We start from the raw sequence: 17,454 nt of genomic DNA, 5'->3' as shown, positions 1-17,454 counted from the left end.
GTGGGAGCGGTATTGGTTTAGATATCCGCCAGCGCCGACACCAGGATCGCCTTGATGGTGTGCATGCGGTTTTCCGCCTGTTCAAAGGCAATGTTGGCCGGCGACTCAAACACCTCTTCGGTCACTTCCACGCCATTGGCCAGGTTCGGATAACGCGCGGCGATGTCCTTGCCGACCTTGGTTTCGCTGTTGTGGAACGCCGGCAGGCAGTGCATGAATTTCACGCGGGGATTGCCCGAGGCTTTCATCATCTTGGCGTTGACCTGGTACGGCAGCAGTTGCTCGATGCGCTCGTCCCACGCTTCCACGGGTTCGCCCATGGACACCCAGATATCGGTGTGGATGAAGTCCACGCCTTTCACCGCTTCCTTCGGGTCTTCGGTGATGGTGATGCGCGCGCCGCTTTCCTCGGCGAATGCCTGGCACTGCTTGATGAAGTCAGCATGGGGCCACAGGGCTTTCGGTGCGCCGATGCGCACGTCCATGCCCAGCTTGGCGCCGATCATCAGCAGCGAGTTGCCCATGTTGTAGCGGGCGTCGCCCAGGTAGGCGTAGCTGATGTCATGCAGCGGCTTGTCGCTGTGCTCGCGCATGGTCAGGGTGTCGGCGATCATCTGGGTGGGGTGGAATTCGGCGGTCAGGCCGTTGAACACCGGCACCCCGGCGAACTTGGCCAGCTCTTCGACGATTTCCTGTTCAAAGCCACGGTACTCGATGGCATCGAACATCCGGCCGAGGACGCGGGCGGTGTCCTTCATGCTTTCCTTGTGGCCGATCTGCGACGACACCGGGTCGATGTAGGTGACGTGGGCACCCTGGTCGTGGGCCGCGACTTCGAACGCGCAACGGGTGCGGGTCGAGGTTTTTTCGAAGATCAGCGCGATGTTTTTGCCCTTCAGGTGCGGACGCTCGGTGCCGGTGTATTTGGCGCGCTTGAGGTCGCGGGACAGGTCCAGCAGGTAGTGCAGCTCGCGAGTGGTGTGGTGCATCAGCGACAGCAGGCTGCGGTTGCGCATATTAAAAGCCATGGTGGATCTCCTTCTGTTTAGGTTATCCCCCTGGCCGGCGCCTTATGAGCGGCGGCCAGGGTTTGAATATCAGTAGTCGATTGGGTCGCGAATGATCGGGCAAGTCATGCAGTGGCCGCCGCCACGGCCACGGCCGAGTTCACCGGCGCTGATGGTGATGACTTCCACACCGGCCTTGCGCAGCAAGGTGTTGGTGTAGGTGTTGCGGTCGTAGCCGATCACCACGCCAGGCTCCACGGCCACTACGTTGTTGCCGTCATCCCACTGCTCGCGCTCGGCGGCGAAGCTGTTGCCGCCGGTTTCCACCACACGCAGGGCCTTGAGGTTCAGGGCGGCGGCGACGGTGTCGAGGAAGTTGGTTTTTTCGCGCTGGATGTCGATGCCGCCGGGCTTGGTCTCGTCCGGGCGCAGGGTGAAAGCGACGATCTGGTTGACCACTTCCGGGAAGATCGTGACCAGGTCGCGGTCGCAGAAGCTGAACACGGTGTCGAGGTGCATCGCCGCGCGGGATTTTGGCAGGCCGGCGACGATCACACGCTCCACGGCCTTGTGCTTGAACAGGTTCAGGGCGAGTTGGCCGATGGCCTGGCGCGAGGAACGCTCGCCCATGCCGATCAACACCACGCCGTTACCAATCGGCATCACGTCGCCGCCTTCCAGGGTGGCGTTGCCGTGTTCCTGGTCAGGGTCGCCGTACCACACCTGGAAGTCCGCGTTGGTGAACTCGGGGTGGAATTTGTAGATGGCGCTGGCCAGCAGGGTTTCCTGGCGTCGCGCCGGCCAGTACATCGGGTTCAGCGTCACGCCACCGTAGATCCAGCAGGTGGTGTCGCGGGTGAACTGGGTGTTGGGCAGCGGCGGCAGGATGAAGCTTGAGTGGCCGAGGAAATCGCGGAACATCTCGATGGTCTTGCCACCGAAACTGCTCGGCAGGTCATCGGCCGACACGCCACCGATCAGGTACTCGGCGACCTTGCGCGGCTCCAGGCTGCGCAGCCACGAGCTGACCTCATTGACCAGCCCCAGGCCCACCTGGTTGGCGGTGATCTTGCGCTCCAGGATCCAGTCCAGCGCTTCGGGGATGGCGACGATGTCGGTCAGCAGGTTGTGCATTTCCAGCACATCGATGTCGCGCTCGCGCATCTTGGTCACGAAGTCGAAGTGGTCGCGCTTGGCCTGGGCTACCCACAGCACGTCATCGAACAGCAGTTCATCGCAGTTGTTTGGGGTCAGCCGCTGGTGGGCCAAACCTGGGGAGCACACCATGACTTTGCGCAGTTTGCCGGCTTCGGAATGTACGCCGTACTTCACTTTTTCCGTGGTCATTACAGATCCTCCAGTGAACAATGATTACAGGGTCAGGAAGCCGGAGTAGAGGCCATAGCCCGCCACGAGGGCGCCTATGACGACTGCGGCGAAAATCAGCTTCTCGACGTTGGTGAAAATCGGTTTGCCCAATTCATGCTTGGCCATGGCGAACAGGATCACGCCAGGGGCGTAGAGCAGGGCGGACAGCAACAGGTACTTGGTGCCACCGGCGTACAGCAGCCAGACCGCGTAGATCAACGCGATGGCGCCGATCAGCAGGTCTTTCCTGCGTTCGCCCGGGGCGCTTTCATAGGTTTCACCGCGCACCGCCAGCAGCAGTGCATAGGCCGCCGACCACAGGTAAGGCACCAGGATCATCGAGGTGGCGAGGTAGATCAGCGACAGGTAAGTGCTGGCCGAGAACAGCGTGATCACCAGGAAAATCTGCACCATGGCGTTGGTCAGCCACAGGGCGTTGGCCGGCACGTGGTTGGCGTTTTCCTTACGCAGGAACTCCGGCATGGTGTGGTCCTTGGCGGCGGCGAACATGATCTCCGCACACAGCAGCACCCACGACAGCAGCGCCCCCAGCAAGGAAATGATCAAGCCGACGCTGATCAATACCGCGCCCCAGTGACCCACCACATGCTCCAGCACGGCGGCCATCGACGGGTTTTGCAGCTTGGCCAATTCCGGTTGGGTCATGATCCCCAGGGACAGCACGTTCACCAGCATCAGGAACAGCAGCACGGTGATAAAACCAATCACCGTGGCCTTGCCGACGTCGGAGCGTTTTTCGGCGCGGGACGAGAAGATGCTCGCACCCTCAATGCCGATGAACACCCAGACGGTGACCAGCATCATGTTGCGCACCTGGTTCATCACGCTGCCCAGGTCCGGGTTTTTCACGCCCCAGATGTCGGCGGTGAAGATGTCCAGCTTGAACGCGAAGAGCGCGATCAACACAAACAGCACCAGCGGCACCACCTTGGCGATGGTGGTCACCAGGTTGATGAACGCGGCTTCCTTGATCCCGCGCAGTACCAGGAAGTGCACGGCCCACAGCAGCACCGACGCGCCGATCACCGCCGCCGGGGTGTTGCCTTCGCCGAAGATGGGGAAGAAGTAACCGAGGGTGCTGAACAGCAGCACGAAATAGCCGACGTTGCCCAACCAGGCACTGATCCAGTAACCCCAGGCGGATGAGAAACCCATGTAGTCGCCAAACCCGGCCTTGGCATAGGCATAGACCCCGCCGTCGAGGTCGGGCTTGCGATTGGCCAGGGTCTGGAACACGAACGCCAGGGTCAACATGCCCACGGCGGTGATCACCCAACCAATCAGTACCGCGCCGACATCGGCGCTGGCCGCCATGTTTTGCGGCAGTGAGAAGATCCCGCCACCAATCATTGAACCCACGACAAGTGCAACCAGTGCGCCGAGTCGAAGTTTTCCGGGAGATTCAGACATCGCATGACTCCAATGCAGGAGAAGAGAGACCACAGAATAAATCCGTGCGCTAATCAAACAGCTGACTCAGATCACTTCATTGGCACATTCCATTGTGAATTAATGACTTATGATGAAAGGTACGGGCGCTCAAGTGCCTCGCAGAGGCTCGTCGTAGAGCGGTTCTGCGTTTCAAACAACAGGTTTTCTCATTAGCGTGGACCTTTGAAGCTAGCCCGTATTTGCAGATATGCAAACTTTTACAGCGCAGCGTTATTTAAATTATAAATTTGCCTTAACGCTGTTTATTGTCATGCCTTTAAGTTATGAAGCAGGCGCCTTTGTTGGCTATATCTAATAAACGCTGCGCCGGCTTAATAAATTAGTTGAGTGCACAGTTGTTGGCTCAATGGTTGTTTTGTTCAGGAGTGTTCATGTCCCAATCCTCGGAAAAGCTGCGCCTCAATGCCTTGATCGCCCTGGTGGTGGGCTCGATGATCGGCGGCGGGATTTTCTCGTTACCGCAGAACATGGCGGCGCGGGCCGAGGTAGGCGCGGTGTTGATTGGCTGGGGCATTACCGCCGTGGGCATGCTGACCCTGGCCTTTGTGTTCCAGACCCTGGCCAACCGCAAGCCGGAACTGGATTCCGGCGTATACGCGTACGCCAAGGCCGGGTTCGGCGACTACATGGGTTTCTCGTCGGCCTGGGGCTACTGGATCAGTGCCTGGATGGGCAACGTCGGTTACTTCGTGTTGCTATTCAGTACCCTCGGCTACTTTTTTCCGGTGTTCGGCCAGGGCAATACCCCGGTGGCGATTGGCTGCGCGTCGGTGTTGCTGTGGGCCGTGCATTTTTTGGTGATGCGCGGGATCAAGGAGGCGGCGTTCATCAACCAGATCACCACCGTGGCCAAGATCGTACCGCTGGTGATGTTTATCGTGATCGCCGCCGTGGCATTCAAGGCCGACATCTTTACCCGGGATATCTGGGGCCTGAGTAATCCGAATTTCGGCGGCGTGGTGGATCAGGTGCGCAACATGATGCTGGTCACGGTGTTTGTGTTTATCGGCATCGAGGGCGCCAGTGTCTACTCGGCGCGGGCCGAGAAACGCTCGGACGTGGGCCGGGCCACGGTCATCGGTTTCCTGGGGGTGTTGGCGCTGCTGGTATTGGTCAACCTGCTGTCGCTCGGGATCATGAGCCAGCCGGAACTGGCCAACCTGCAAAACCCGTCCCTGGCCGGGGTGCTGGAACATATCGTTGGCCCGTGGGGCGCGCTGTTGATCAGCATCGGCCTGGCGGTTTCGCTGTTGGGCGCGCTGCTGTCGTGGGCCTTGCTCTGCGCCGAAATCCTCTACGCCACCGCCCATGACAAGACCATGCCGGCGTTCCTGAAAAAGGAAAACGTCAATCAGGTGCCGGTCAATGCGCTGTGGCTGACCAATGTGATGATCCAGCTGTTCCTGGTGATCACGCTGTTTTCGGAAAGTACCTACACCACCCTGATCTACCTGGCGTCGTCGATGATCCTGGTGCCCTATCTGTGGTCGGCGGCGTATGCGGTGCTGTTGAGCGGCCGCGGTGAAACCTACGAAGGCGCCCATGGCGAACGCACCAAGGACCTGCTGGTGAGCCTGATCGCCCTGGCCTATGCGGTGTGGCTGCTCTACGCCGGTGGCCTGAAGTACTTGCTGCTGTCGGCGCTGCTGTATGCACCGGGCGTGATCCTGTTTGCCCTGGCCAAGCGCGAGCAGGGCCAGCCCTTGTTTACCCATCTGGAAAAAGGCATTTTCGCCTGCGTGATCGCCGGGGCGAGCCTGGCGGCGTATGGGTTGTACAGCGGGGTATTGTCGTTGTGAGAATGCAGCTGGCGTATCAGGCGCCGTATGACTGGGCGGCGATGTCGGGCTTTTTGTCGGCGCGGGCGATCAGCGGGATGGAGACGGTGGACGCTGGCGTTTACTCGCGCAGTATCAGTGTCGACGGTCAGCAGGGTTGGCTCAGTGTGTCGCCCGGGGCCGGTGATTGGCTTGAGGTAACGGTGGGCTTCCCCGACCCGGCAGCGTTGCCGGAAATTGAGCGGCGGTTACGGGACATGTTTGACCTGTCGGCTGACCCGAAGCGGATCAACCGGCAATTGGCGAATGATCCCTTGATGGCGAGCTTGGTGGCGGCGCGTCCTGGCTTGCGGGTGCCGGGAACCTGGGATGGGCTGGAGTTGGCGATCCGCGCGGTGTTGGGCCAGCAGATTAGCGTGGTGGCGGCGATCAAGCTGGCGGGCAAGCTGGTGGCGCAGTACGGCACGCCGCTGGTGACGCCCCATGCCGGTGTGACCCATGTGTTTCCTTCGGCCGAGGTGCTGGCAGCCGCAGATTTGGCAACCCTCGGCATGCCGAAAAGTCGCGGGCGTACCTTGTCGGGCGTGGCCCAGGCGTTGCTGGATGACCCGCAGATCTTCCAGGCGAAGGCGAACCTGAAGGAAGGTGTGGCGCGGTTGGTCGCATTACCCGGGATTGGTGACTGGACGGCGCAGTACATCGCCATGCGCCAGATGCGCGAGCAGGATGCGTTTGCCTCGGGGGATATCGGTTTGATCAATGCGCTGGTGGCGCTGGAAGGCGGGCCGGTGAGCCCGCGCCAGTTGCTGGCGCGGGCTGAGGCCTGGCGACCGCTTAGAGCCTATGCGGCGCAGCATTTGTGGACATCACTGAGCCGCGCGGATTGATTCTGCATACCTGTGGCGAGGGAGCTTGCTCCCGCTGGGGCGCGAAGCGGCCCCATTGACCCAAAAGCTGGGGCCTGCTGCGCAGTCCAGCGGGAGCAAGCTCCCTCGCCACAGGATCTTCGGTCACCACTGAGGGCGGTGTGAGCCCAATTCCCCTGCGGGCAAGTCCCACTGCAACGGTGTCCCGCTGATGGTCACCGGGGGCAGCAAGCGGTGGGCCGGGCCCCAGGCGGTTTGCTCCACCACCAAGCCTTGATCACCCGGTTCTTCGGCCCGCAGCGGTAGTTGTTCAGGGACTTGTCCTGCGTCCACCAACAGCTTTGCCGTGCGCGCGAGGGACAACAGTGCCGAACCGCCGCGGCCGGATTTCAAGCGTTCACTCAACGCCTGGATCGCACTGGCCGCCATCAAATACCCGGTGGCGTGGTCCAGCGCCTGCAACGGCAGCGGCACCGGTTTTTCCGAGTTTTTCCACTGCCTGCCAGCCTCGGCAATCCCGGTGCTCATCTGCACCAGGCTGTCGAACCCCCGGCGATTGCGCCACGGGCCGCTCCAGCCGTAAGCGTTGAGGCTGGCGTCGATCAGGCCAGGCGCGAGGGCTTGCAGCGCGGCCTCACCGTAGCCCAACTGCTCCAAAGCATCGGCGCGGTAGCCGTGCAGCAGAATGTCGGTGTTCTTGAGCAGGTTTTCGAAGATCAGGCGGTCGTCGGGGTTTTTCAGGTCCAGGCGGGCGCAACGTTTGCCCAGGGTCATTTCCGGCACCACGCCGGGTTCGTTCCAGTCAGGGGAGTCGATGCGCAGTACATCGGCGCCGAGGCCTGCGAGAAAACGGCTGGCGGTGGGGCCGGCCAATACGCGCGTCAGGTCCAGCACCTTGATGCCCGCCAGCGGCCTTGCCACCGAGCCCAGCCAGGGTTTGTCGCTGAGGGCTGCAAAGGTCTGGCGATGGACCAGCGGTTCCTGATTGACCGCCAAGCCTTGTGGATGAACTTGCCAGTCTTGCCATGAGCGCATCTGCGCCGCACAGCCGTTCGCCTCGACAATCGCCTGTTCCAGCTCGGCAGCGGTCCATGGCGCAACCTTCGCGGCCATTGCTTCACGGTCAGCGACCTGCCCGAGTACGCGCTCGGCGGCGGCACGGTGATGCGGTGCATTGGTGTGCAGGCGAATCCAGCCATCGGTGCAGGCGTAGTCGCCGGCTATCGGGTCCCACAGCGGCGGGGTGGTCCAGCCGTCGGGGCGCAGCGAGGAGGAGAACCAGAACGAGGCGAGGCGCCGGTCCACGGTCACCGAGGGCAGGCGCCCGGTTTGCTGCAACAGCAACTGGGCGACCGCCTGGCCCGCGGCACCGATGCTGGCGCTGGCCAGTTCGGTGACGGCAAAGGTCGAGGGCAGGGCGCCGACTTCGGTTACGGCCAGTGGGGTGACGGGTAAATCGAGTGCTTCCTGGATGGGGGTGAGCAGATCAGTCATCAAAGGCCCTCCTAATGAGAAGGACCATCATAGAAGATCATCAGGGTTGAATGACAACCCCAGGCTCCAGCGGTAGATCCACGCTGGCGATAAAGCCGCCGCCTTGATGATTGGCCAGAATCAGGCTGCCGCCATGGCGCTCTGCGGCGCGCCGCGCAATGGCCAGGCCCAGGCCATGGCCCTGGGCGGTTTGCCCCGGGGCGCGGTAAAACGGCTCGCCGAGTTGGCTCAGGTGTTCGGCATCCACGCCGGGGCCGTGGTCGCGCACACTGATCACAATGCGTTCGCCCTGGCGTCTGGCTTCCATTTCAATCGGTTGCCCGGGCGGGTTGAAGCGTTGGGCGTTGCGCAGCAGGTTATCCACCGCGCGTTCGATCATGGTCGGCCAGCCCTTGAGGTGCAGCCCGGCCTCGGCATCCAGTTGCACGGGTTGGTCCGGCGCGCCGAGCAAGGCGTCTTTTTGCAGGGTCCGGAGCAACGGGTTGAGGTCGATGTCTTCGGCACTGGCGTTATCGGCGTCCACCCGGGCGAGTACCAGGATTTCGCTGATCAGCGCTTCCAGGCGGTCGCATTCGCGGGTCAGGCGCGGCCAGAGTTTTTCCCGCGCTTCGGGCGTGGCCCGTTCTGCCAGGGCCAGGGCGATCCGCAGGCGGGCCAGGGGCGAGCGCAGTTCGTGGGACACATCCCGCAGCAACTGGCGCTGGCTGCCGATCAGGCTTTGCAGGCGGGCGCCCATGCGGTTGAAGTCGGTGGCCAGTACGCCGAATTCGTCGCGACGGTTGGCCAGCCGCGCCAGGCTGTTCTGCTGATAGGTGGTCTGGCCCAGGTCGTGCACTGCGCCGCGCAGGCGGCTGAGGGGGCGGGTGATGGACAACGTCACCAACAGGCTGAACAGGGTCAGCACCACCAGCGCAATCGCCAGGGCACTTAACGGCCAGAGCAGGCTGCTGCGGTGCCAGGCGTCCAGTTCCGGGTGGGGAATGCGGTAGATCAGCAGGTAGGTGTCGCCGGTTTTTTCGCTGGTGTACTCGGCGGTCAGCCGGCGCCAGGGCAGGTGGCGGTCCTGGCTGTCGTTTTGCCGGGCTTCGAGGGCGGCGGCGCGGCGCGGGAAGGTGCCGCGCACCACAGGCTCGCCGCTTTCGTTAAGCACTTGCACGTCAATGTGGTACTGACGCTTGCGCTGCTGCAGCAGCTCCTGGGCGGCGTCTTCGCCCTGGGCCTCGTAAAGCTGCGTCCATTCCTGCGCGAGGTTATTGAGCCCGGGGTGGCGGCTGAGAATCCAGGCGTCCTGGTTGAGCATATGCCCAAGTAGGATCGACAACCCGGCAACCAGGGCGATGGCCAGCCAGAAGCTGGCAAGGACGCGCCAGAACAATGAACGCACAAGAAATCCTCAAACAGGAAAAGCCCAGCGGCGGTGGCCACTGGGCTGGGAGTGAAGCTAGATCATTATTGCGCTTTTTGCGGCTGCTGGGCTTTCCAGGCCTGGAATTCCTTCCACTCGGCGCGGCGCTCGGCTTGTTTCTTCACGATCTCGTCGAATTTCTTCTGTTGATCGGGTTTCAGCACGGCACGGATGTCGGTCTGGGTTTTCTGCTTGGCGGCCGCCATTTCGTCTTTCATGGCTTTCTGATCAGCGGCTGGCAGTTTGTCCAGGTACTTGCGCACCAACTCTTTGCGAGCGTGCCATTGCTGGCCCATCAACTTGCCGATCTGCTGGCGCTGTTCAGGGCTCAGGTCCAGCTGGCTGAAAGGGCCACCTTTGCCCCGCATGCCGTGTTCACCGCCGTGACCTGGGCCACCCATCATGTGGCCTTCAGGACCGCCCATCGGGCCTGGGCCTTCTGGCGCAGCGGCCATGGCAACGGTTGGCAGGGCAGCAGCGAACATCAAAGCGATAAGGGTCTTGCGCATGGTGATTCTCCTGTCTCTATTCCGGTGAGTCCGGATGTGAGTAGATTACGGAGATCAAGGTCAGCGGCAGTCAGGGGACGGTAAAGCTTGGGTAAAGAGGATTTTGGGCGGGGCTGACAAAACTATTGGCGACCGTAGCAACTGTCGAGCCTTGGCGAGGCTGCGAGGCAGGCGCTGCGGTCTGACACCTGTACCGAGGCGATGCTGTCGCAGCCTCGCCGAGGCTCGACAGCTGCTACGCGGGCTAGAGGCTGTAGTAATAGCCGCGGCTACGCAGCGCCACGATCCGTGGCCGGCCATCCGGGTGCGGGCCGATCTTCTTGCGCAGGTTGCTGACGTGCATGTCCAGGCTGCGGTCATACAGGGTCAGCTTGCGGCCCAGGGCGATTTGCGCCAGTTCCTGCTTGTCCAGCGGCTCGCCGGGCTGACGCAGCAAGGCTTCCAGCAGGCGGCTTTCGGACACGGTCAGGGCAAATTCCTGTTCATCGATAGTGACCACGCCACGCACCGGGCTGAAGCACAGGTCGCCCAGCTCCAGCTGAGTGGACACGGCGGCCGGGTGGCTGCGGCGCAGCACGGCGCGCAGGCGCGCGGTCAGTTCACGAGGATCGCAGGGTTTGGCCAGGTAGTCGTCGGCGCCCAGTTCCAGGCCGAGGATCCGGTCCAGGGGTTCGCCCCTGGCCGAGAGCATCAGCACCGGCAGTTCCGGGTGGTCGCTGCGCAATTGCTTGAGCAGCTCCAGGCCGCTGCCGTCGGGCAGCATCACGTCGAGCACCACGGCCGCCGGGGCGGCTTCGGCCAATGCCTTGCGGGCGCTCAAGCCGTCATGGCAGGCGCGCACCTGGAAACCTTCCTGGCTCAACCAACTGGTCAGCAGCTCACAGAGCTCCTGGTCATCATCTATCAGTAACAGCTCGCTCATGACTCACTCAATTTAGCCATTGTCGACGGCGCCGGTGCCCGCCACTGGCGAAGATCCCGCATAACAGGGCGATCAGCGCGACTGCCCCGCCGGTCACGAACCATTGTTGTTGCTCGGTAAGCCAGCGTGGCAAGGCACTGCCCTGTGCTTCTTTGAGTTGCTGGACCAGGCGTTGGTTCTCCTGGCGCAGTTTACTCAGTTGGGTACTTTCCCGCGTGGCGTCAGCACTTTGCAATTGCTTGCTCAGCTCATCGCGCTGGCGTTCGCTCTCTTTCAAACGTTGCTGCAAATCGGTGATCTGGCTGCCGGCACTCAAGGACAGGGGCGTGGAACTGCCGGTGTTCGAGGTTTCTTCAGCGTGGGCCGTAGCCCCGATCATTAACACTGCCAACAGACACAACTGACGTAAGCGCATCGGAACTCCTGATTCCACACGAATATTCAGAACGTTGTCGGCAGGTTACCGGGAATAATGAGCGTTTAGGAGTGCGCTGAAGCCATTTGGTTCAGCGCGCAACGAATCAAGGCAGGACTTGCTTGAACGGTTTGACCAGCACCTGGGCGTAGACGCCGGCCGCTACATACGGATCAGCATCGGCCCAGGCTTGTGCCGCCGCCAGGGAGGCGAACTCGACAACCACCAGGCTACCGGTGAAGCCGGCGTCTCCCGGGTCGTTGCTGTCTACCGCAGGATGCGGGCCGGCCAGTACCAGGCGGCCTTCGGCTTGCAGCTGTTTCAGGCGCTCGACGTGGGCCGGGCGTACGGACAGGCGTTTTTCCAGGGAGTTGGCGACGTCGGTGGAAATGATGGCGTAGAGCATGTCAGTCCTCGGTTTTCGGCGTGGTAGGGTCGGTGTCATGCAGGTGGCGCGACAGGTAGATACCCTGGCCGACCAGGAACAGCACGGTCATGCCCAGGCTGCCGAACACCTTGAAGTCCACCCAGTAGCTCTGGAAGGTAAAGGCGACGAACAGGTTGGCGGCGCCGCAGAACAGGAAAAACACGATCCAGGCGATGTTCAGGCGGGTCCATACCGGGTCTGGCAAGGTCAGCGCGTGGCCCATGATCCGCTTGATCAGCAGGCGATCACCGATGAAGTGGCTGCCGATAAAGGCCAGGGCGAACAGCCAGTTGACCACCGGGGCTTTCCATTTAAGGAAGGTTTCGCTGTGGAAGGCCAGGGTCAGGCTGCCGAACACAAGGCAGGCGACCAGGGTCAGCCACTGGCTTTTTTCCAGCTTGCGCTGGGAGATGAAGAGCGCGCCGTAGACCACCACGGAGCTGATGATCAGCACCGCCGTGGCGCTGTAGATGCCGCCGAGGGTCAGCTCGTGGCCGGCAAGATCGATAACGCGAGGGTCGGTTTTGTAAACGATGAAAAACAGCAACAGCGGGATGAAGTCGATGAATTGTTTCACAGTAAGAGCCAGAAGCTGGATGTGGCGGCATAATAACAAACATCCTTGGTAGCGAAAGCGCCAGCTGACTTGAGGTTACACACTCCCGTGAATGTTGATTTGCACTGCCATAGCACAGCCTCCGACGGCGCCCTGGCGCCCGCGGTCCTGGTTGCGCGTGCGTTTGAAAAAGGCGTGCGAGTCCTGTCGTTGACCGACCACGACACCCTCGAAGGCCTGGCAGAGGCCCGCGAGGCGGCGCATGCGTTGGGCATGCAACTGGTCAACGGGGTTGAATTGTCCTGCACCTGGGGCGGCGCAACCATCCACGTATTGGGCTACGGTTTCGACGTCAACGCGCCGCCGCTGGTGGAGGCCATCGCCAAATTGCACGATGGCCGCTGGCTGCGGTCCGAAGAAATAAGCCGCAAGCTGGCCCTCAAGGGCATGCCCAACGGCCTGGAAGGCGCCCGCGCCATCCAGCAGGAACTGGGTGACAGCGGCAACGCCCCGGCCCGCCCGCACTTTGCCGACTGGATGGTGCGTGAAGGTTTTGTAAAGGATCGCGCCGAAGCGTTCCGCAAATGGCTGGGTGCCGGCAAGCTGGGGGACGTCAAGCAACACTGGCCAACCCTGGAAGACACCGTTGGCACACTGCGGGCAGCAGGTGCCTGGGTCAGCCTGGCGCATCCGTGGCATTACGATTTCACCCGCAGCAAGCGTCGCAAGCTGATTGGCGACTATATTGGAGCGGGCGGCCACGCAATCGAAGTGGTCAACGGGCATCAACCCGCCGAGCAGGTAGGCAGCCTGGCGATTCTTGCCCGTGAATTTGGTCTGCTGGTCAGCGCCGGCAGTGATTTTCATGGCCCCGGCGGCTGGTCCGAGATTGGCGAGTACCGCGCCGTTCCGGAAGATTTGCCGCCCCTTTGGTGTCGCTTCAAACATGACCCCATTATTGCCACCGTCTGAACAGGTAGAACACGTGAGTCAATTCTTCCAGATTCATCCGGAAAACCCGCAGGCGCGCCTGATCAAACAGGCCGTGGAGATCATCCGTGCCGGTGGCGTGGTGATCTACCCCACGGATTCGTCCTACGCCATCGGTTGCCAGATCGGCGACAAGAATGCGGTCGAGCGCGTAAGACGCCTGCGTGACCTGGACAAGAACCACAACTTCGCACTGATTTGCAGCGACCTGTCCCAGCTGGGGCTGTTCGCCAAGGTCGACACCGGCACCTTCCGCCTGCTCAAGGCGCACACGCCGGGGCCCTACACCTTCATCCTCAACGCCACCCGCGAAGTGCCGCGCCTGCTGCTGCACCCGAAGAAGCGCACCATCGGCCTGCGGGTGCCGGAACACCCGATCGCCCTGGCGCTGCTGGCCGAACTCGGTGAGCCGCTGATGAGTGTGTCGCTGATCCTGCCGGGGGAAGAAGAGCCGTTGTACGACCCTTATGAAATGCGCCGGCTACTGGAAAAACACGTCGACCTGATCATCGACGGCGGCTACGGCGGCAACAAGGCCTCTACCGTGATCAACCTGGCCGACGGCGAGCCGGAAGTGGTGCGCGTAGGGTGTGGCGACCCGGCACCGTTCATGGTCGAGGCCTGAATGTCGGCCGTGGAAGCCGTCGACAGCCAGGCGGGCGCCCAGCAGGAACTGCCATTTGCCATGGTCTACGGCCAGGCCGTGATGGAAATGCCGCTGGACCTGTACATCCCGCCGGATGCGCTGGAAGTCTTCCTCGAAGCCTTCGAAGGTCCGCTGGACTTGCTGCTGTACCTGATCCGCAAGCAGAACATCAATATCCTCGACATCCCGGTGGCGGAAATCACCCGCCAGTACATGGGCTACGTCGAACTGATGCAGACCGTGCGCCTGGAACTGGCCGCCGAATACCTGGTGATGGCCGCGATGCTCGCGGAAATCAAGTCACGCATGCTGCTGCCGCGCTCGGAGACTATCGAGGCGGAAGAGGATGACCCCCGCGCCGAACTGATCCGCCGCCTGCAGGAGTACGAGCGCTTCAAGGCCGCGGCCGAAGGCATCGACGGTTTGAGCCGGGTCGGCCGCGATGTGGAGGTGCCCAAGCTCGACGCCCCGGAAGCCCGGGCGCGCAAGCTGCTGCCGGACGTGAGCCTGGAAGAGTTGCTGATGTCCATGGCCGAAGTACTGCGCCGTGGCGATATGTTTGAAAGCCACCAGGTCAGCCGCGAGGCACTGTCCACCCGCGAACGCATGAGTGATGTGCTGGATCGCCTCAAGGGCGGCGGGTTTGTGCCGTTTGTCGAACTGTTTACCAAGGAAGAAGGGCGCCTGGGGGTAGTCGTGACCTTTATGGCGATCCTTGAGCTGGTCAAGGAATCCTTGGTCGAGCTGGTCCAGAATGAGCCTTTTGCGGCTATCCACGTGCGGGCGCGAGCCGAATAAAGAGCTGAATCGATGAATCTGACTGAACCCCGCGAACTGGCTCCGCTGCTGGAAGCCTTTCTCCTGGCCTCGGGCAAGCCGCAATCCCTGGAGCGCCTGTTCGAACTGTTTGAAGAAGCCGAGCGCCCTGAGCCGCCGGTGTTCAAGAAGGCCCTGGAGATTCTGCGCAAGTCCTGCGACGGCCGTGCCTTCGAGCTGCGGGAAGTGGCTTCCGGGTATCGCCTGCAAATTCGCGAGAAGTTTTCGCCGTGGGTCGGCCGCCTGTGGGAAGAACGCCCGCAGCGCTATTCCCGCGCGATGCTGGAAACCATGGCGCTGATCGCCTATCGCCAGCCGATCACCCGGGGCGAGATCGAAGACGTGCGCGGCGTCGCGGTCAACAGCCATATCGTCAAGACGTTGCTGGAGCGGGAGTGGATCAGGATCGTTGGCTACCGCGACGTGCCCGGCAAGCCGGCGATGTTTGCCACTACCAAGGTGTTCCTCGACCACTTCAACCTGAAAAACCTCGACGACTTGCCGCCGCTGGCCGAGCTGCGGGAGATGGAGCCGGACCCGGTCCTGGATTTCGACGACGCACCGGTGCCCGCCGGGTTGCAGGAGCTGGCCGACGCCAGCGCCGAGCCGGAAGAGCCGAAGGACGAAACCAGTTTCCACACATTGTTGCTGGAACTGGATGACATGGAGCAGGGCATCAAGACCGACTTCGATGACTTGCTGCGTGATGGTGCGGCCAGTGACGGTGAGCAGGAGCCTGCGCTGCAACTGAACGTTGAGGTTGAGCTGCCAGTCGAAGTTGAAGATGAGCCCGAGCCTGAACCCGAGGAGGACATCCTCGGCGTCGCCGAAGCGCGTGCCAAACTGCTGGCCGCCGTCGCAGCGCTCGAACAACCGCCGCTGAGCGACGAAGAAGACGAAGCCCGCGCCCTGGCCGAAGCCATCGAAAACGAGCGCCGCCAATTCGAAGACTGACGCAGAACAAAATGTGGGAGCGGGCTTGCTCGCGAATGCGGTGGGTCAGCCAAGCATCCGGCGACTGACACACTGCATTCGCGAGCAAGCCCGCTCCCACATTTGGATTGTCGCCAGCAAGGAGAACTCAAATGAGCTCCACCAAAGACCCCTGCATCAGCGTCTGCAAATTCACCGATGACATCTGCGTGGGCTGCGGGCGCAGCAAGCGCGAGATCCGTGCCTGGAAGAAACTCGACAAGGTCGACAAGCGCACGGTACTCGCCGAAGCCGAGCTGCGCCTGCTGGCGCTGGGTGCCACCGGTCGGCGGAAAGGCAAATGAGCCCGCACTTATCGACTAGTCTCTGATGCGCAACGCGCGCCATGAGCGTATGATTCGCGACCCTTTGGCGATGCGTTCGCCAAAAGCCCAGCTTTTACTATCTTCAGGCCAAGCCTGAATCGACACACCGGGAGGTGCTTAAGATGAGTGACCAAGACCAGAACGACACCCAGGAAATCGGCCCCGCAGGCGAAAAACTGCAGAAAGTCCTCGCCCGTATCGGCGTAGGCTCGCGCCGCGACGTAGAAGCCTGGATCACCCAGAAGCGCATCAAGGTCAACGGCGTTGAAGCCACCCTTGGCCAGCGCGTCGACCTGCACGATGCCATCACCATTGATGGCAAGGTCATCAAGCGTGAAGAGGCCGCCGAATCGGTGCGCCGCGTCATCATGTACAACAAGCCTGATGGCGAAATCTGCACCCGTGACGACCCGGAAGGCCGTCCAACCGTATTCGACAAGATGCCGCGCCCCAAAGAAGGCCGCTGGATCAACATCGGTCGTCTCGACATCAACACCACCGGCTTGCTGATGTTCACCACCGACGGTGAGCTGGCCAACCGCCTGATGCACCCTTCCTACGAGATGGACCGTGAATACGCGGTACGTGTGCGTGGTGAAGTCGATGACGAAATGATCGAGCGCTTGAAAGCCGGCGTCGTGCTGGAAGACGGCCCGGCCAGGTTCACCGACATCAAGCAGGCGCCGGGCGGCGAAGGCTTCAACCATTGGTACCACTGCGTGGTGATGGAAGGCCGTAACCGTGAAGTACGTCGCCTGTGGGAATCCCAGGGCCTGGTGGTCAGCCGCCTGAAGCGCGTGCGTTTCGGCCCGGTGTTCCTCAACTCCGACCTGCCGATGGGCCGCTGGCGCGAAATGAGCCAGTACGAAGTCGACATCCTCAGTGCCGAAGTCGGCCTGACGCCGGTGGCCATGCCGCAGATGAACGCCAAGAGCAAAGACAAGCTTGAGCGTATGCAGCGTAAATCGTCGCGTCCGGTGGCGCGTACCGACCGTGTTGCCCGCACCCTGCGCCCTGCGCTGGATGCACCGGCCACGGGCGGCCGCATCTCCCGCGAGCCGCACATCGAAGGCGAGCGTCGTCCTTCGGCACCGCCCCGTCAGGATGGCGAACGTGCGCCGCGCGCACCGCGTCCAGCCGGTCGTGGTGATGCACCTGCCGGCGGTCGCGGTAACCGTGGCGAGTCTGGTCGTGGTGCTCCGGCTGCGGGCCGTGCCGACGACAGCGCCAGCACCAAACGTCCAGCCAAGCCATCGCCGAAAAAGCGCCCGGGCCTGAAGCTGGTCGATGACGCGCCATCGGGCAAGCGTCGTGGTGCACCGGCCGGTTCCGGCCAGCGTCCAAGTTTTGGTCGCAAGAAGCCGCAGTGATTCGTTAAGCGCTGCATAAAAACGCCAACCCTCGGGTTGGCGTTTTTTTTGGCCTGGATTTGGAACCTGCTCTATGAGCAAAGCAGGTCCATTGTGGGAGATTCTATGGTTGAG

Annotated in this window: 18 protein-coding genes; 8 read left to right on the top strand and 10 right to left on the bottom strand. The window is 62.1% G+C overall.

The window, feature by feature from the left end:
• Nucleotides 1–17: 17 nt before the first annotated feature.
• The 3 genes from HX807_RS31315 to arcD (HX807_RS31305) form a co-directional block, all read right to left on the bottom strand.
• Nucleotides 18–1,028, bottom strand: coding sequence for an ornithine carbamoyltransferase (locus HX807_RS31315; protein WP_003220053.1), 1,011 nt, complete (start codon nucleotides 1,026–1,028; stop codon nucleotides 18–20).
• A gap of 69 nt (nucleotides 1,029–1,097) precedes the next feature.
• Nucleotides 1,098–2,354: an arginine deiminase gene (arcA, locus tag HX807_RS31310; protein WP_003220054.1), complete on the bottom strand. Its 1,257-nt coding sequence runs from the start codon at nucleotides 2,352–2,354 to the stop codon at nucleotides 1,098–1,100.
• Nucleotides 2,355–2,378: 24 nt separating this feature from the next.
• Complete coding sequence (gene arcD / locus HX807_RS31305) at nucleotides 2,379–3,806, bottom strand: arginine-ornithine antiporter (RefSeq protein ID WP_003220056.1); 1,428 nt, start codon at nucleotides 3,804–3,806, stop codon at nucleotides 2,379–2,381.
• A gap of 413 nt (nucleotides 3,807–4,219) precedes the next feature.
• On the opposite strand from arcD (HX807_RS31305), the gene arcD (HX807_RS31300) reads away from it, so the two are divergent.
• Nucleotides 4,220–5,647 carry an arginine-ornithine antiporter gene (gene arcD, locus HX807_RS31300; RefSeq protein WP_003220058.1) on the top strand — a complete coding sequence of 476 codons (1,428 nt, stop codon included), beginning with the start codon at nucleotides 4,220–4,222 and terminating at the stop codon, nucleotides 5,645–5,647.
• A 2-nt stretch (nucleotides 5,648–5,649) separates the two neighbouring features.
• Nucleotides 5,650–6,513: a DNA-3-methyladenine glycosylase gene (locus tag HX807_RS31295; RefSeq protein WP_177052190.1), complete on the top strand. Its 864-nt coding sequence runs from the start codon at nucleotides 5,650–5,652 to the stop codon at nucleotides 6,511–6,513.
• Nucleotides 6,514–6,636: 123 nt separating this feature from the next.
• Here the strand turns inward: HX807_RS31295 and HX807_RS31290 are convergent, their stop codons facing one another.
• The 7 genes from HX807_RS31290 to HX807_RS31260 all read right to left on the bottom strand — a co-directional run bounded on the left by HX807_RS31290 (nucleotide 6,637) and on the right by HX807_RS31260 (nucleotide 12,241).
• A complete protein-coding gene (locus HX807_RS31290; protein WP_177052182.1) occupies nucleotides 6,637–7,986 on the bottom strand; it encodes a CoA transferase in 1,350 nt (449 codons plus the stop codon).
• Between the two features lie 40 nt (nucleotides 7,987–8,026).
• Nucleotides 8,027–9,370 (bottom strand): cell wall metabolism sensor histidine kinase WalK, encoded by a 1,344-nt coding sequence (locus tag HX807_RS31285; RefSeq protein WP_003220063.1) that lies wholly within the window; start codon nucleotides 9,368–9,370, stop codon nucleotides 8,027–8,029.
• Between the two features lie 65 nt (nucleotides 9,371–9,435).
• Entirely contained in the window at nucleotides 9,436–9,900 is a 465-nt protein-coding gene (locus HX807_RS31280; RefSeq protein WP_087692654.1) for a Spy/CpxP family protein refolding chaperone, read from the bottom strand.
• A 244-nt stretch (nucleotides 9,901–10,144) separates the two neighbouring features.
• Complete coding sequence (locus HX807_RS31275; protein WP_003220065.1) at nucleotides 10,145–10,822, bottom strand: response regulator transcription factor; 678 nt, start codon at nucleotides 10,820–10,822, stop codon at nucleotides 10,145–10,147.
• A 7-nt stretch (nucleotides 10,823–10,829) separates the two neighbouring features.
• Nucleotides 10,830–11,237 carry a hypothetical protein gene (locus HX807_RS31270; protein WP_003220067.1) on the bottom strand — a complete coding sequence of 136 codons (408 nt, stop codon included), beginning with the start codon at nucleotides 11,235–11,237 and terminating at the stop codon, nucleotides 10,830–10,832.
• A gap of 106 nt (nucleotides 11,238–11,343) precedes the next feature.
• Nucleotides 11,344–11,643, bottom strand: a complete 300-nt coding sequence (locus HX807_RS31265) for a YciI family protein (protein WP_003220069.1) — start codon at nucleotides 11,641–11,643, stop codon at nucleotides 11,344–11,346.
• Between the two features lies 1 nt (nucleotide 11,644).
• Nucleotides 11,645–12,241 carry a septation protein A gene (locus HX807_RS31260; RefSeq protein WP_003220071.1) on the bottom strand — a complete coding sequence of 199 codons (597 nt, stop codon included), beginning with the start codon at nucleotides 12,239–12,241 and terminating at the stop codon, nucleotides 11,645–11,647.
• 87 nt (nucleotides 12,242–12,328) lie between these two features.
• Here HX807_RS31260 and HX807_RS31255 point away from each other — a divergent pair, with 87 nt between their 5' ends.
• From HX807_RS31255 to rluB, 6 genes are all read left to right on the top strand, one after another.
• Nucleotides 12,329–13,192 (top strand): PHP domain-containing protein, encoded by an 864-nt coding sequence (locus HX807_RS31255; protein ID WP_003220073.1) that lies wholly within the window; start codon nucleotides 12,329–12,331, stop codon nucleotides 13,190–13,192.
• A gap of 13 nt (nucleotides 13,193–13,205) precedes the next feature.
• Nucleotides 13,206–13,835 (top strand): L-threonylcarbamoyladenylate synthase, encoded by a 630-nt coding sequence (locus tag HX807_RS31250; protein ID WP_003220075.1) that lies wholly within the window; start codon nucleotides 13,206–13,208, stop codon nucleotides 13,833–13,835.
• Between the two features lie 120 nt (nucleotides 13,836–13,955).
• A complete protein-coding gene (locus HX807_RS31245) occupies nucleotides 13,956–14,654 on the top strand; it encodes a ScpA family protein (protein ID WP_177052188.1) in 699 nt (232 codons plus the stop codon).
• Between the two features lie 12 nt (nucleotides 14,655–14,666).
• Nucleotides 14,667–15,626, top strand: coding sequence for an SMC-Scp complex subunit ScpB (gene scpB, locus HX807_RS31240; RefSeq protein WP_102369771.1), 960 nt, complete (start codon nucleotides 14,667–14,669; stop codon nucleotides 15,624–15,626).
• A 131-nt stretch (nucleotides 15,627–15,757) separates the two neighbouring features.
• Nucleotides 15,758–15,949, top strand: coding sequence for a DUF1289 domain-containing protein (locus tag HX807_RS31235; protein ID WP_008433107.1), 192 nt, complete (start codon nucleotides 15,758–15,760; stop codon nucleotides 15,947–15,949).
• Between the two features lie 143 nt (nucleotides 15,950–16,092).
• Complete coding sequence (rluB, locus tag HX807_RS31230; protein ID WP_177052180.1) at nucleotides 16,093–17,340, top strand: 23S rRNA pseudouridine(2605) synthase RluB; 1,248 nt, start codon at nucleotides 16,093–16,095, stop codon at nucleotides 17,338–17,340.
• Nucleotides 17,341–17,454: the final 114 nt, after the last annotated feature.

This window comes from Pseudomonas sp. D8002 (genome assembly GCF_013385695.1).
Taxonomy (GTDB): domain Bacteria; phylum Pseudomonadota; class Gammaproteobacteria; order Pseudomonadales; family Pseudomonadaceae; genus Aquipseudomonas.
The sequence above is the reverse complement of the archived record's forward strand: the minus strand, read 5'-3'. Positions and strand labels throughout refer to the sequence as shown.